Annotated in this window: 12 protein-coding genes and 1 tRNA gene; 9 read left to right on the forward strand and 4 right to left on the reverse strand. The window is 69.7% G+C overall.

All coding sequences use genetic code 11. From position 1 onward, the window contains the following. The first annotated feature begins 63 nt into the window (after positions 1-63). The 4 genes from BFN33_RS34420 to BFN33_RS34435 all read left to right on the forward strand — a co-directional run bounded on the left by BFN33_RS34420 (position 64) and on the right by BFN33_RS34435 (position 3,092). Entirely contained in the window at positions 64-837 is a 774-nt protein-coding gene (locus BFN33_RS34420) for a hypothetical protein (RefSeq protein WP_069764294.1), read from the forward strand. 113 nt (positions 838-950) lie between these two features. Next, on the forward strand, positions 951-1,730 hold the full coding sequence (locus BFN33_RS34425) for an HAD-IIA family hydrolase (protein WP_069764113.1): 780 nt from the start codon (positions 951-953) through the stop codon (positions 1,728-1,730). A 108-nt stretch (positions 1,731-1,838) separates the two neighbouring features. Beyond that, entirely contained in the window at positions 1,839-2,384 is a 546-nt protein-coding gene (locus BFN33_RS34430) for a hypothetical protein (RefSeq protein ID WP_069764114.1), read from the forward strand. A 6-nt stretch (positions 2,385-2,390) separates the two neighbouring features. Further along, positions 2,391-3,092 carry a class F sortase gene (locus BFN33_RS34435; RefSeq protein WP_069764115.1) on the forward strand — a complete coding sequence of 234 codons (702 nt, stop codon included), beginning with the start codon at positions 2,391-2,393 and terminating at the stop codon, positions 3,090-3,092. A gap of 272 nt (positions 3,093-3,364) precedes the next feature. Here BFN33_RS34435 and BFN33_RS34440 read toward each other — a convergent pair whose 3' ends face one another. Beyond that, positions 3,365-4,144, reverse strand: coding sequence for an ANTAR domain-containing protein (locus tag BFN33_RS34440; protein WP_069764116.1), 780 nt, complete (start codon positions 4,142-4,144; stop codon positions 3,365-3,367). A gap of 164 nt (positions 4,145-4,308) precedes the next feature. On the opposite strand from BFN33_RS34440, the gene BFN33_RS34445 reads away from it, so the two are divergent. Further along, complete coding sequence (locus tag BFN33_RS34445; protein WP_069764117.1) at positions 4,309-5,349, forward strand: glycoside hydrolase family 6 protein; 1,041 nt, start codon at positions 4,309-4,311, stop codon at positions 5,347-5,349. Between the two features lie 61 nt (positions 5,350-5,410). On the opposite strand, the gene BFN33_RS34450 is transcribed toward BFN33_RS34445, so the two are convergent. From BFN33_RS34450 to BFN33_RS34460, 3 genes are all read right to left on the reverse strand, one after another. After that, positions 5,411-7,348: a kelch motif-containing protein gene (locus BFN33_RS34450; protein ID WP_069764118.1), complete on the reverse strand. Its 1,938-nt coding sequence runs from the start codon at positions 7,346-7,348 to the stop codon at positions 5,411-5,413. Beyond that, on the reverse strand, positions 7,345-9,342 hold the full coding sequence (locus BFN33_RS34455; protein ID WP_069764119.1) for a glycosyltransferase family 2 protein: 1,998 nt from the start codon (positions 9,340-9,342) through the stop codon (positions 7,345-7,347). Before BFN33_RS34455 ends, BFN33_RS34450 begins: the two co-directional genes overlap by 4 nt. 787 nt (positions 9,343-10,129) lie before the next feature. Next, positions 10,130-10,203 (reverse strand) — tRNA-Lys (locus BFN33_RS34460). Positions 10,204-10,370: 167 nt separating this feature from the next. Between BFN33_RS34460 and BFN33_RS34465 the strand changes: the two genes are divergently transcribed. The 4 genes from BFN33_RS34465 (at position 10,371) to BFN33_RS34480 (ending at position 14,158) form a co-directional block, all read left to right on the forward strand. Next, the gene (locus tag BFN33_RS34465; protein WP_069764120.1) at positions 10,371-11,705 is read left to right on the forward strand and encodes a peptidoglycan-binding protein; all 1,335 of its coding nucleotides are present in this window, start codon (positions 10,371-10,373) and stop codon (positions 11,703-11,705) included. Between the two features lie 122 nt (positions 11,706-11,827). Further along, positions 11,828-12,937 carry an SPFH domain-containing protein gene (locus tag BFN33_RS34470; RefSeq protein WP_069764121.1) on the forward strand — a complete coding sequence of 370 codons (1,110 nt, stop codon included), beginning with the start codon at positions 11,828-11,830 and terminating at the stop codon, positions 12,935-12,937. A gap of 96 nt (positions 12,938-13,033) precedes the next feature. Then, on the forward strand, positions 13,034-13,639 hold the full coding sequence (locus tag BFN33_RS34475) for a lytic polysaccharide monooxygenase (RefSeq protein WP_062049695.1): 606 nt from the start codon (positions 13,034-13,036) through the stop codon (positions 13,637-13,639). A gap of 84 nt (positions 13,640-13,723) precedes the next feature. Next, positions 13,724-14,158, forward strand: coding sequence for a hypothetical protein (locus tag BFN33_RS34480; RefSeq protein ID WP_069764122.1), 435 nt, complete (start codon positions 13,724-13,726; stop codon positions 14,156-14,158). Positions 14,159-14,166 lie beyond the last annotated feature (8 nt).

A 14,166-nucleotide genomic window follows, 5' to 3' on the forward strand; every position in this document is an offset into this window, starting at 1 on the left:
GGGCCCGGGCCCGCGGCGGTGGCCCTCCGAGCCTCAGCGCCCCCGGCGGCAGCCGCGCCCGCGCTGTTCCCCGCACCCACGGCTGCGGCCCTCCGAGCACCCGCACCTCCGGCGGCCGCCGTTCGAGCCCCCGCCGCTCCCGCCACCCCCACCCCCGCGGTCCCCCTCGGTGACCCCTGCGCCCCCACCGGCCGCTCCTTCCCTCTCACCACCCGCATCCACGGCGGTCCCGCCGTCTATGAGGCCGGGGGCGGCTACAGCGTCTGGTACCTGGACCTCACCAACACGACCCGGCACACCTGCGCCGACGTCCACCCCGTCGTCGTCCTCGTCGACGAGCGGCACGTCCTGAAGCCCTCCCAGCCCCGCCTCGAGTTCTACGACGGCCCCCGCACCCGTGCCGTCCGCTTCGAGCGCACCGACGAGGACGAACTCGTCGGGGCCTTCGGAGGAGCCGGACTCACCGTCGGCCCCGGAAAGACCCTCACCGTGAAGGTGCGGCTCGCGCTCACCCAGGACGCCGCGCCGAACGAGGTCACCGTCAACGCGGCCGTCGTCCAGCGGCACGGTGACGACGGCGACTGGGTGGGGCAGTCCAACGCCTACCGCTTCGGCATCGACACCGATCCGAACCCGAACTCGAACCTGAGCCCGAGCCCGAACCCGAACTCAAGCCCGCACCCCGACCCGGCCACCACCCCGGAAGGCCTCCCCTTCACGGACGCGGTCGCGGAACTCGCCAGCACCGGCCCCGGCGTGGCCGCCGCCGTCCTCGCGACCGTCTCCCTCCTCCTGGTCACGGTGGGCGCGATCCTGCGAGCCCGCGGCCGCCGCTGACCCCAAACCTTCCGAGACCTGTCCCGAACCGGCCATTCCCCCAAGATCGGGCCACTGTCTAGGCTGGGGCCGACGCAGCACGGCGTACACGCGTACGGCAGGAGACTCAGCACATGGCAGACCGCAGGCCCATCGATTCGTGGCTCACCGACATGGACGGTGTGCTCATCCACGAGGGCGTGCCGATCCCCGGCGCCGACGCCTTCCTGAAGAAGCTCCGCGAGTCCGGCAAGCCCTTCCTGGTGCTGACCAACAACTCCATCTACACCCCGCGCGACCTGCACGCCCGCCTGCGCCGCATGGGCCTGGACGTCCCGATCCAGAACATCTGGACCTCCGCCCTGGCCACCGCCCAGTTCCTGGACGACCAACGGCCCGAGGGCACGGCGTACGTCATCGGCGAGGCGGGCCTGACCACCGCGCTGCACGACATCGGCTACATCCTCACCGACCACGAGCCCGACTACGTCGTTCTCGGGGAGACCCGCACCTACTCCTTCGAGGCCATGACCAAGGCGGTCCGGCTCATCAACGACGGCGCCCGTTTCATCTGCACCAACCCCGACGAGACCGGCCCCTCCGCCGAGGGCGCGCTGCCGGCCACCGGCGCCGTCGCCGCCCTGATCACCAAGGCGACCGGCAAGCAGCCGTACTTCGCGGGCAAGCCCAACCCGCTGATGATGCGCACCGGACTCAACACCATCGGCGCGCACTCCGAGACCAGCGCGATGATCGGCGACCGCATGGACACCGACGTCCTGGCCGGCATGGAGGCCGGCATGCAGACCTTCCTGGTGCTCACCGGCCTGACCCGCCCCGAGCAGGTCGAGGACTTCCCGTACCGGCCCTCGAAGGTCGTGGACTCCATCGCGGACCTCGTCGACCGGATCTGAGACCGACCCGAGCGGACCTGAGACGGACCCGAACGGAGCAGCGCGGCGCCTCCCCGGGATGCGGACCCGGGCGCCCCGGGAGACCCTCCAGGTATCTGGAGGTTCACGATGGGTTCAGCACGCCTCACTCTCTGTACCGCGGTCCTGGCTGTCGCCGCCCTCGCCCCGGCCGCGCAGGCGGCGGACGGCGGCAGCGTCTCGGTGACCCCGTCGTCCCCCGCCGCCGGCGCCGACCTCACGCTTCGGGTGACCGGCTGTGCGGGGAAGACGGCCACCGCCGCCTCGGCCGCGTTCGTCGCGGACGCCCGGCTGACGGGGGCCGACGGCAGCCTCGCCGGCGAGACCCGCGTCCGCTCCTCGATCGAACCCGGCCCCTACGACGTGGAGATCACCTGCGCCGACCTCCAGGTGAAGGGCCGCATCACGGTCGTAGCAGCGAACGGCGCCACCGCCAACGCGACCGCCACCGCCCTCGCGACCCCCGCCGCCCCGGTGAACGCGGGCGGCGGCTGGACCGCCACCCACCTCTCCGCCATGCAGCCCCAGCCCACCGGACCCGGCACCGGGCAGGCCGTGACCGGGCTGGTGCTCGCCGGGGTCGCGGCGGTGGCCGTGGTGCTGCGCCGCAGCCGCCGGAGTCGCGGGACGGGCTGACCGGAGATGTCCGACCGTTTCTCCGACCAGGAAGGCGGTCCCGCCCACCGCGGACACGTCTCCGGGACCGGACGGCTGCTGGCCGGTGTGACCTGGGCGGTGCTGCTGCTCGGGCTGTGGCTGTGGGGCCGTGCGGTGACCGACGTACGGCACGGTCTGTCCGCGCCGACCAACGGTGACGTGGCCGCGGTCGGCCGCCCGCCCGAGTCCGTCGAACTGCCGCCCACCGCCCGGCCCTTGAAGGGAGCGCGGCCGCAGCGCCTGGACATCCCGGACCTCGGGGTGCAGGCGCCAGTGGTGGCCCGCGGCCTGGACGCGCGGGGCGCCCTCGACCCGCCGCCCTTCGACCAGCCCGGAGTCGTCGGCTGGTACGCGGCCGGGGCGAAACCGGGGGCCGCCGGGACCGCGCTGATGGTGGGACACGTCGACACCGAGACCCGGCCCGCGGTGTTCTACCGGATCAGCTCCCTGAAGCCGGGCGAGACGGTCCGGGTGATCCGCGACGACGGCAGGGTCGCCGAGTTCACCGTCGACGACGTACGGACCCTCACCCGCGAGAGCTTCGACGCCCACCAGGCCTACGGCCCACGGGAGTCGGGCCGTGCCGAACTGCGCCTGATCACCTGCGGCGGCACCTTCGACCGGGCGACCCGCAGCTACACGGCGAACGTGATCGTCTCGGCGTACCTGACGGGCACGGGCCTGTAGGCCCCGGAGGCATCACCTGGCCCGGTCGGCGACCCGCTCCCCCCGAAGTCGCCGACCGGGCTGGTCCTCGACCACGCGCGCTCGGGCTGCGGGAGTAACCCGGCGACGGCGCGGGAGGCCTGGGAGGCGCGGTGGTGCTGACTGCGGCCAGGGGCTGGGGCCGTGTACGTATGAGGAGACTTTAGAACGTATGAGCGCCTGGGCCTAGAGGCCGGTTGACGCCAAGTCCCGTGCTCGTGGCTCTCCGTCATACGGCCTGGTGGTACAGGGTCCTACGCGGGTCCGTCGGCGCTTGTGCCGCTCTCCCGGCGCAGCTCGGCGTCGTCCGCGACGCCCTCGATGACCGCGCTCGCCACCTGGTCCAGGGGCAGCCGGTGTCGTCGCGCGTACTGCCGCAGCGCCATGAAGGCCTGGTCGGCGTGGACGCTCCAGCGTTCGGCGAGCCTCCCCTTGGCCTGCTCGATGCGGACCCTGCTCGAGAGGGCTTTCTGCAACTGCCCGGACAGGGCGCGGTACTCGGCGTAGGTGCCGCGGTTGTGCAGGCCGAGGGCGGCGGCGTCGGCGAGGGCCTGGGCGACATGGAGTTCGGAGGTGACGTCGTCGGCCGCGGTGGCGTCGGGCAGCGTGGGCACGAACACGTTGAGGGCGCCCAGCAGGTTCTCCCGGCGGCGCAGCGGGACTGCGAACGTTGTCACGATGCCGTGCCTGAGCGCCCGTTCGGTGAAGTCCGGCCAGCGGGCGTCCGCGTGGGCGGTCCGTATGGAGACCGGCGGTACGGGCTCTCCCGAGCCGTAGCTGTCCAGACAGGGGCCGCCGCCGTGCTGCGCCTCCAGCAGGTCGAGCGCCACCTGTTCGTGCCGGCTGCTGGTGGCCAGCGACACCGACCGGCCGCCGTCGACGAGCATCACCCCGGCCGCCCGGGCGTTGAGCAGTTCCACGCAGTGGTCGGAGACCCGTTGTAAGTACCGGGGGGCCTCGAAGCCCTCGACGAGGGTGTCCGCCGCCTCCACCAGTGCCGAGGCCAGCCGGATCTCCCTGGTGGCGTCCCGCATCGCTGAGCACTCCCCTTCATCGACGAGCGCCCCCGTACGGCGCGCTCGATACCCCGACCTTCGGGCCTGTAACGGCTCGTGGACAAGGCTCCGGCGACCTCGTGGGCCGCGCGACGGGTGTGTCACGATTGGGACTTGCCACGGTGCACCCAGGGGGGAATTGGATGTACGTCAGCAGGGGGGCCAGGAGGGCGACCCGCGCACGGGTTTCCGCGGCGGTGCTGGGGGCGGCACTGCTGCTCGCCGCGTGTTCGTCCTCGGGAGACGGAGACAAGGAGGGCGAAGGCGCCAAGGCCGGTGCCGCGATCACCCAGCAGCCCAAGGAGGCCGACCCGTTCTGGGTCAACCCGGACAGCAACGCGGGCAGGCAGGTCGCCGCGTACGCGAAGAGCGGCAAGGACGACGAGGCCGAACAGATCCGCAAGATCGCCCAGCAGCCGACCGGCGAGTGGATCGGCCCGGAGAACCCGGAGCAGGAGGCACGCGGTTTCACCGAGGCCGCGGACAAGGCCGGCCGTACGGCCCTTCTGGTCCTGTACAACATCCCGCACCGCGACTGCGGCCAGTACTCCCAGGGCGGCGCCGCCGACGGCAACGCCTACCGGGCCTGGATCGACGGTGTGGCGGCGGGCATCGGCGACCGCTCGGCGACGGTGATCCTCGAACCGGACGCGGTTCTGCACCTGGTCGACGGCTGCACCAAGGACGAGTTCCACGAGGAGCGCTACGACCTGCTCACCGGCGCCATCGAGAAGCTCAAGTCCCTGAAGAACACGAAGGTCTACCTGGACGCGGGCAACGCGGGCTGGGGCCACCCGGACGAGATCTTCGAGCCCCTGAAGTGGGCCGGCATCGCCAAGGCCGACGGTTTCTCGGTGAACGTCTCCAACTTCTACTCCACCCAGGACTCCATCGCCTACGGCAGGCAGCTCTCCGCCAAGGTCGGCAACAAACACTTCGTCATCGACACCAGCCGCAACGGCAACGGCCCGTACAAGGACGGCGACGAGAACGAACGCTGGTGCAACCCACCGGGCCGGGCCCTGGGGGAGACGCCGACGACCAAGACGGCAGACCCCTTGGTGGACGCCTACCTGTGGGTCAAGCGCCCAGGCGAGTCGGACGGCGAGTGCAAGGGCGGCCCGAAGGCGGGCGAGTGGTGGCCGACCTACGCATTGAAGCTGGCGCGAGGTTCGGACACCTAAGGGCCAGGCCCGCCAAAACGCTCCCGCACCCAAAAGCAAAGGTGCGGGAGCGTCTTTGGTACTACGGCACTCGAACCCACTGCGCCTTCGACGGCGTCCCTTGGTCATCGTCGACGAACAGCATGTACCACCCCGACTGCACCAGGTTCTTGTTCTCCGGCACAGTCACCTTCACCTTGTCCCCGGAGACCGTGTACTTCAGCTCGATGGACCGCTGATCCACATCGGTCACATGAGTTGACGCACTCGGCCGGATCAACCGCACCTTCTTGATCGCAGAAGCCTGCGGAGACGTGAACGTCCCCGAAGCCCCCCGGGCGATCGTCTGCGGCCCCCCGGACAGTGACGGCCGGGAATCCCGGTACAGATACGGCGGGGTGTAGATCTCGATCCGCTGCTCGAAGACACCCGGCTTGGTGTTCGCCTTGTCCCCGTACAGCGAGTCCGACCCGAAGAACATCACCCGCCCGTCCGGCAACAGCAGTGACCCTGAGTGGTAGTTGCGCCCCACCAGAGGATCGGCCACCGACTCGAAGCTGTTCGTGTCGGGGTGGTACAGCCGCGCCTGAAGGATGTTGGAGTCACCGCGCCCGCGATAGTCCTCCGACCCGCCGGACACCAGCACGCTGTCGTCGGGAAGGATCGACGCCTGCGGATACCGCGTCCCCTTCTCCAGCGTCGGCCCGTCCACGAACTTCGGGCTGTCCGTCTTCATGTCCACGATCCGTGTCCTGTTGCTGGACAGCTTGGACTCGCCGACCCCGCCTCCTCCGATCACCATGAACTTCTCGCTCTGCGCCGGCGGCAGCAGAACGGTCCCGGAGGTCTCCATCTTGTTGGCGTCGCTGAGCCCCGGGATCTTCGTGAACTTGTTGCTGTCCACGTCCCAGATGCCCGGCACCCGGCCCACGTTGTCCGGCCCGTACCCCGCGTTCGACCCCGAGTAGAAGACCTTGCCGTTCTGCATGAGGAACAGCGCCGGATAGGTCGGGAACTGACGGGTCTTCGACAGGTACGTCCACTTCTTGGTCTTCGGGTCGAAGACCTCGTTCTTGCCCGGCACCAGCTGCCCGATGTCGTCGAGCCCGGAGACACTGAGGACCTTCCCGTCGCTCAGGGTCGTGAGCGTCGGGTACCAGCGGGCCTCCTTCATCGGGTCGACCTTGATGTACTTCTCCGCGATCGGATCGAACTCGAAGGCGTCCCGGATCCCCTGGAAGTCCTTCTTGTCGAGCGCGAGCTTCTGCGCGATGCCGTAGGTGTTACGGGCATCAGTACCGGTCAGACCCTGGATCCGGTAGTTGTCCTGCGTACCCGTCTCGTACTTGGCGCCGCTCTTCTGCGCCTCGACGTAGATACGCCCGAGGCCGGGATCGTTGCGCAGGAACTTCCCGGTCTTCTTGTCGAAGACCTTCGTGGCCCGCTCCACGACGACCGGGTCCTTGGAGACGAAGGTCTTGCCGTTCTCCTTGCCGGTGAACTTGGTGCCCGCCGGCAGGGTGATCGGCTGGTCCGGGTTCTCGTTGTGGACGATCATCAGGCCGCCGGCCTTGGTGACGTCACCCTTGAGCTTCTCGTACCGCTTGGTGCCACCCGCGATCAGCAGATTGCCGTTCGCGAGCTGCGTGTGCCCCGTGCAGAACAGGTCCTTGGGCGTCGGGATCTTCTTGATGGTGCCCTTGACCGGGTCCCAGATCCGGGTGTCGAACTTCTTCGCGTCGAAGTTGTCCTGGTTGTTGCCCGAACCCGCCACCAGGAGCACCTTCCCGGTGCGCAGCAGCGCCGCGTGGATGGTGTTCTGCCGGTACTTCTCGGGGAACTGGACGATCTCCCACTTGCCGTTCTCGGCTTTGTACTCCGGTCTGTTGATCTGGTACTGGTGGTATTTCTCGGTCCCGAAGCGGTACAGCCACGGCCCGTTCATCCCGGCCAGCGCGAGCACCACCGCCGTACCGATCGCGAGTCGACGGGCGCGGCGGCGGCCTGCACGGTCGTTCATTCCTTACGTCCCCCAAGTCCACCAAGGGCGATCTGCATGGTCTGGTCGTTGCCCCCGTCGCCTGCGGTGCCCGGGTTCGAGGCAGCGGCCCAGGTCGGCTTGTGGGCCGGGGCGTGCGGCGCCTGGGTGTGCTGGGCAGGCAGCGGCTGCGGCTGGTACTGAGCCGGGATCACCGGCCCCCGGGGCTCCTCGGCCACCGCGGCGGGCTTCTTCTTCGCCTGGCGCAGCATGTGCCGCCAGGTGATGATCGGTGTCGCGGTGATCAGCAGGGCGAACGTCGCCCAGATGATCATCGCGGGGTGCGAGTGCCCGAGGGCGACGCCGGCACCGATCGAGCCACCGAAGATCAGGATGAAGTACCAGTGGTAGCGGAAGGTCGCGAACCACCTGTCCGGGCTGGCCGAGTCGCCCTTGGGCGTCACCACGAACTTGCTCTTGCGCCGCAGCAGCGAGTCCACCAGCGCCTTCGCGTACAGCGGGGCGGACAGCGCCGACATCACCATGCCCGCGACCCCGCCGGAGCCCTCGGGCTCGTGCGGTGAGACGTTGTGCCGGCGGTTCCAGATGTACAGGCCGATCTGGAGCGCGGAGGCGTTGCCGTAGAGCATCAGCCACACGGTCGGGTCGATGTTCACACCCGAGGCGCCCAGGCCCAGGAACAGCGCGCAGCTCAGGGCCGCGAGGATCCAGTTGAGGGCGGACATCGGGTAGAAGATGATCATCATCGTGTAGTTGAAGAGCTTGCTCGGCGGCAGCGAGTACCAGCCCTTCCAGTACTGCTTGAGGATCGTCTCGTACGTCCCTCGCGACCAGCGCATCTGCTGGGTGAAGAAGTCGGTCCAGGCGCTGGGGCCCTCACCGACCGCGAGCACGTCCGGGGTGTAGACCGAGCGCCACTTCCTGCCGGTGGCAGGGTTCTTGGCGCGGTGGATCTCGAAGCCGGTGGCCATGTCCTCGGTGATCGAGTCGTACAGCCCGCCGATCTGCTTCAGCGCCTTGATCCGTACGGCGTTGGAGGTGCCCACGAACATCGGGGCGCCGTACTTGTTGCCGGCGCGCTGGATCAGCGCGTGGAAGAGGAACTGCTGGGACTCGGCGGCCTTGGTGACGAAGTTGTCGTAGTTGCCGTAGACCTGCGGGCCGATCACGAAGCCGATGTCCGGGTCGCGGAAGTAGCCGAGCATCCGCTCCAGGTAGTTGGGCAGCGGCACGTGGTCGGTGTCCACGGAGGCGAAGTAGTCGTACTGGTCGCCGTGCGCGTCGAGCCAGGCGTTGTAGTTGCCGTGCTTGGTCTTGGCGCGGTGCGGGCCCTTGGGCCGGTTCCACTTCTCGACGCCCTTGCGGGAGAAGTGGTGCACGCCGAGCCGGGCGCACACCTCCTTGACCGCCGGGTCGTCGCCCTCGTCCAGGAGCCAGACATGCATGAGGCCGCGGTGGCGGATCTTCACCGCGGCTTCCAGGGTCTTCGTCACCATCTCCAGCGGTTCCTTGCCGGGCACGAAGGAGGTGAGGAAGGCGACTCTGGTGCCGGTCTCGGGAACCACCGGGATCGGGTCGCGGGCGACCAGGGTGGCGTGCGCGTTGGACAGGACGTTCATGCAGCGGAAGAACTCGATCAGGCCGATCGAGACGAGCATGACGATGTCCAGCGCCGGCAGCCAGGAGAAGGCCGGGTAGTCCCGCTCGGTCCAGTGCTCGGGCTGCAGCAGCCAGGCCAGCAGGACCAGCGAGAGCAGCGGCGCCGCGGCGAGCATCAGGGCGACCCGGATGCGATGCGGTTCCTGCGAGATCAGCGAGCGGTACTGCACCTTGTAGGGCTGGCCCGGGTCGGGCTGCGTGAGGGGACCGGCCAGTCTGCTGTAGTGCTCGTAGTCGTACTTCGGAAGCGTCTTCTGTATCCGGCGAAGTGCGCCGGTCCGATGCGAAGGCAGCCTGAGCTGAGTGGTGTCGGACGGGTCGAAGTTCTGCCGGGCGCCCGTCGGCGTCGACGTCATGAGTCATCCCCCCACACGCGAACGAGCCGCGTGTCGTCGTTTCCTTACGGCTGCTCCGGTCCCCCTCGACCTTCACAGACGTATCAGTGGTGGGCCGCAGTCACCACAATCTTCATAACATTAGACAGGTAACAGCGGCCTTCCGGTTGCAGACGCCCCCCTCGGCGTCCTCCGAAGCGGGGCCCCTTTCCCCGCAACACCGGCAACCGGATCCTTGCCCCCCAACTGCCGCGTATCCGCAGCATCTTGAAGAACCAGGGTTCTACGGTGCACATCATGATCGCAAGATGCGAAACGCGGTGTTTACCGGTCATACGCGTTCAATGTGGCGCCTGTCATACAAGAAGACCCTCCGCCTTGGCGAGGGGCCTTCCGTGTTTCAACTGTGAAGACACCTCACTGTCGCGGCGAGGTTTTCGATCGTCTGTGCGCCGGAATTGCCCGGCTCAACAGCGAAGGCCCCCCACTTTGGCGGGAGGCCTTCGATCGTCTGTGCGCCGCCAGGGACTCGAACCCCGGACCCGCTGATGCTGTGTCTTCCCGGGGGCGACCCCCGGACCCCCGGCCGCCGCCGTGCGCCGGAGCAACTCGCCTCAACGTCGAAGGCCCCCCACTTTCGCGGGAGGCCTTCGATCGTCTGTGCGCCGCCAGGGACTCGAACCCCGGACCCGCTGATGCTGTGTCTTCCCGGGGGCGACCCCCGGACCCCCGGCCGCCGCCGTGCGCCGGAGCAACTCGCCTCAACGCCGAAGGCCCCCCACTGTCGCGGGAGGCCTTCGATCGTCTGTGCGCCGCCAGGGACTCGAACCCCGGACCCGCTGATTAAGAGTCAGCTGCTCTAACCAACTGAGCTAGCGGCGCCTGACTGACCTGCACGACTCTACCGGACGCGGGAGGGTGCTCCGGACCGCTCCCGGGGGGTGCCGTACATCATTCGGACCGTCAGCATGCGCGTGCGGGCGACAGTTGAGAAACTGACGGATGTGCACACTTGTGGACATATCTACCTGGAGCGTGAGGGGCGTCGCATGGAGACTCCGGTATTCGAGGAAATCGATCCCGCGAGCGACTGCGACTGCCCCGGATGCGTCCACTGGCGTCGCGTTCTCCCACGATCGACCGGAGGTCACCCGGCGGCCACCCGAGTCGTGATCGTGGCCGCCGCAGCAGCCGCCTCCACCGCATTCGGCGCGGCCCACGCGGCCCCCGCCTTCGCCGCCCCCCAAGCCCCCGCCCGTCCCGGCGTTCCCGGCGTTCCCGCGGGTGACGAGCCCGACACCCCGCAAGGCCGCAGGGCCCCGCTGCACGGCCCCGGCGGCAGGCCGGTGGTCGCCAAGGCGCCGACGACGACCCGCGCCGACATCATCAGCCGGGCCAAGCAGTGGATCGCCGCGAAAGTGCCGTACAGCATGTCCGATTACTGGAGCGACGGCTACCGGCAGGACTGCTCGGGCTTCGTGTCCATGGCCTGGAACCTGCCGGGCAACGAGTGGACAGGCAGCCTCGGCCAGTACGGGATCAAGATCGCCAAGGACGACCTGCAGCCCGGCGACATCCTGCTCTTCCACAACCCGGACAACCCCGAGCAGGGCTCTCACGTCGTCATCTTCGGCGGCTGGACGGACGACACGCGCACCTACTACGTCGCCTACGAGGAGACCCGCCCGCACGCCCGCGAGCTGGCCACCCCGTACGCCTACTGGAGCAACTCGGACCGGTACGTCCCCTACCGGTACAAGGGGCTCATGGGCGGCACCGCGGGCGCCGTGGCGGACCCCGCCGAGCCCGACAACGACAAGCCCAGAACACCGGACCCGACGCCCTATCCGGGGAGCGCGTACTTCGGGCCCGGGGCCAACAACAAGTACGTCACCCAGCTCGGCCGGATGCTCGCCGCACGCGGCGCCGGGCGCTACTACCCCTCCGGTCCCGGCCCTCGCTGGACGGACGCGGACCGCAGGGCCACCCGGGCGTTCCAGCAGGCGCAGGGGTGGCGGGGCAAGGACGCGGACGGGCTGCCCAGGGCGCGGACCTGGAAGCTGCTGGTGACCGGCGGCGGCAAGGACGTCGAGGCGGGCGGTCGGACGGGGGCGGCGGGTCCGCCGGTGCCCTCCTCGCACGGCGTTCACGGTTACCCGGGGCGCGCGATGTTCCGGCCCGGCGCCACCAACGAGTACGTCACCCAGCTCGGCAGACAGTTGGTGAAGAAAGGGTTCGGCAAGCACTACACGACCGGGCCGGGGCCGCGCTGGGGCGAGCCGGACCGGCGGGGCGTCGAGGCCTTCCAGCGTGCCCAGGGCTGGCGGGGCGGCGCGGCGGACGGCTACCCGGGCCCGGAGACCTGGCGGCGGCTCTTCTCGTAACCACCCGCGCGTCATCACCGGGCGCGTCATCTCGTCATCCCTGGCTCGTCATCCCTGGCTTGTCATCACCTGGCTCGTCATCACCCGTTGTGACGCATCTGGCGCGGAGGCTGGAGGCACTCATGAGTACGACCACTTCACATACCCCCGAGTCCGAGGGGCCGGCACGGCCCGCCCGGCTCATCCAGAACGAGGCGACCACCGAGATCCCCGTCCATCTGCTCTTCCGTGACGACCCGGACCCGGTGTCGGTCCCGCTGAAGCCCGCGGTGGTGGCCCGCCGGCAGGGCACCGGGGAGCAGCCCCGCCTGCGCAGAACCGGCCAGGTCACCCCGCGCCCCGCCCTCGACGTCGACCCCGAGTTGTCCGAACGCCCCGCGCGCGTGCTGCCGGGCTCGGCGGGCGTCCTCGCCGGCGCCTGCGGACTGGCCGGGTGCGCGGTCACCTCGTGGTGGGCGGGAGTGCTGCCGCCGCTCGCCCTGAAGGCCCTCAGGGTCCCGGAGTTCGCGGGAGCGGGCCTCGGCCCGGCGCAGTGGGCGGCGTACGCCGGAGCCGGTGCCCTCGGCCTGTTCGGATTCGGCGGACTGGCCCGCGGCCGTACCGGACGCGCCTGGGTGCTCGGGCTGTTCGGCCGCTACCGGGGGACCGTCCGGCGCACCGGCCTGATGTGGGTCAACCCACTGCTGCTGCGCCGCCGGGTCGACGTACGGCTGCGGCACTGGCGCGGCGAGCCGATGCCGGCCGCCGACGCGAGCGGGGTCGCGCTCCGGGTCGTCGTCCTCGTGGTGTGGCGGGTGCGGGACACCGCGCGGGCCACGCTGGGCGTCGACGACCACGAGACGTTTCTGCGCGAGTGCGTCGAGGCCGCGCTCGCCCGGGTCCCGGTGGAGGCGCCGGGCTCAGGTCGCGGCTCGGTCGACGCGGCGGGGGAGGCGCTGACCCGGCTGGTGGCCGCGGAGACCGCGCCCGTCGGCGTCGAGGTCTTCTCGGTCCAGCCGCTGCGCGTCGAGTACGCCCCCGAGGTCGCCGCCGCGATGCACCGCCGCCGCATCGCCGCGCTGGACGCCCAGCACCGGGCCACTGTGCTCACCTCGGTCGTGGACTCGGTGGAGGACACCGTGACTCGGCTGACCATGCGGGGCCTGGTGGAACTGGACGACTACGAACGCAAGGCACTGGTGAAGGACTTGACGGTGGCGTTCTGCGCGGGGCGTGGAGAACAGGGCGCGTGACTGGTATGGACACGGTCAACACACGGTAATAATCTGGGACTTGGTCTAGACCTGCAAGCTCACTGAACTTCCCCCACGTTCTCCAGGAGCGGCAGCATGCGCAAAAAGACCAAGTGGTACGCCGCCGTGGTGGGCCTCGCCACCACCGGAGCCGTCGTGCTCTCCTCCGGCGGCGCCAGCAGCCACGGCTACACCGACCTCCCCATCAGCAGGCAGAAGCTCTGCCAGAACGGCACGGTGGCGAACTGCGGCTCGATCCAGTGGGAGCCGCAGAGCGTCGAGGGTCCTAAGGGCTTCCCGGCCTCAGGCCCTGCCGACGGGCAGATATGCAACGCCGGCCTGAGCCAGTTCAGCCAGCTCAGCGCGCCGAAGACCCCGTCGGGCAGCGCCTGGCCGGCGACCAAGGTGACGGGCGGCCAGAGCTACACCTTCCGCTGGCAGTTCACCGCCATGCACGCCACGACCGACTTCAAGTACTACGTCACCAAGGCGGGCTGGAACCAGAACCACAACCTGGCCCGCTCCGACCTCAACCTGACCCCGTTCCTGACCGTCCCCTACAACGGCCAGCGGCCCCCCTCCACCCTCTCGCACAGCGGCACCCTGCCGTCCGGGCTCAGCGGACGGCATGTGATCGTCGCGGTGTGGACGATCGCCGACACGGCGAACGCGTTCTACGCCTGCTCGGACGTCACGTTCTGAGCATCGCTTGAGACAGTCCAGGCGTCCCCCGGGGTAGCTTCCCCACACGATCACACGATCGGCGCTGACCTCGGGGGATCTGTCATGAACGCCTTCTTCTACATCATTCCCGTCCAGATCATGGCCGTGGTCCTCTTGGCCGCGTACGTCGTGGTGCGGCGCTGGCTGCGGATGCGCAGCGCCTGGCGGAGCGGGCTGACCGCCGAGGGGCGGTGCCTGCGGGTGTACGCGGTGGCCCACGGGGGCGGCGACTCACGGGTGCGCACCGCGCTGCGCCATGTGTACGAGTTCAGGGCCCGTGACGGCCGGGTCGTCCGTTTCGAGGAGGAGGGCGGTCCGGGGACGGTACTCGAGGGCGACATCGTCACCGTCCACTACGCCGACGGCCCGGACGTCGTGGCGACGGCCCGCCCCGGCCGTGGCGGGAACGGGTGCGCCGCCTGCGCGGTGCTCGCCATGGCCGTCGTGGTCGTGCTCGTCTGCGCGGTCGTCATGGTCGCCCTCACCGCGACGTCCTAGCCCCTCCA

The organism is Streptomyces sp. LUP47B (genome assembly GCF_001746295.1).
GTDB lineage: Bacteria > Actinomycetota > Actinomycetes > Streptomycetales > Streptomycetaceae > Streptomyces.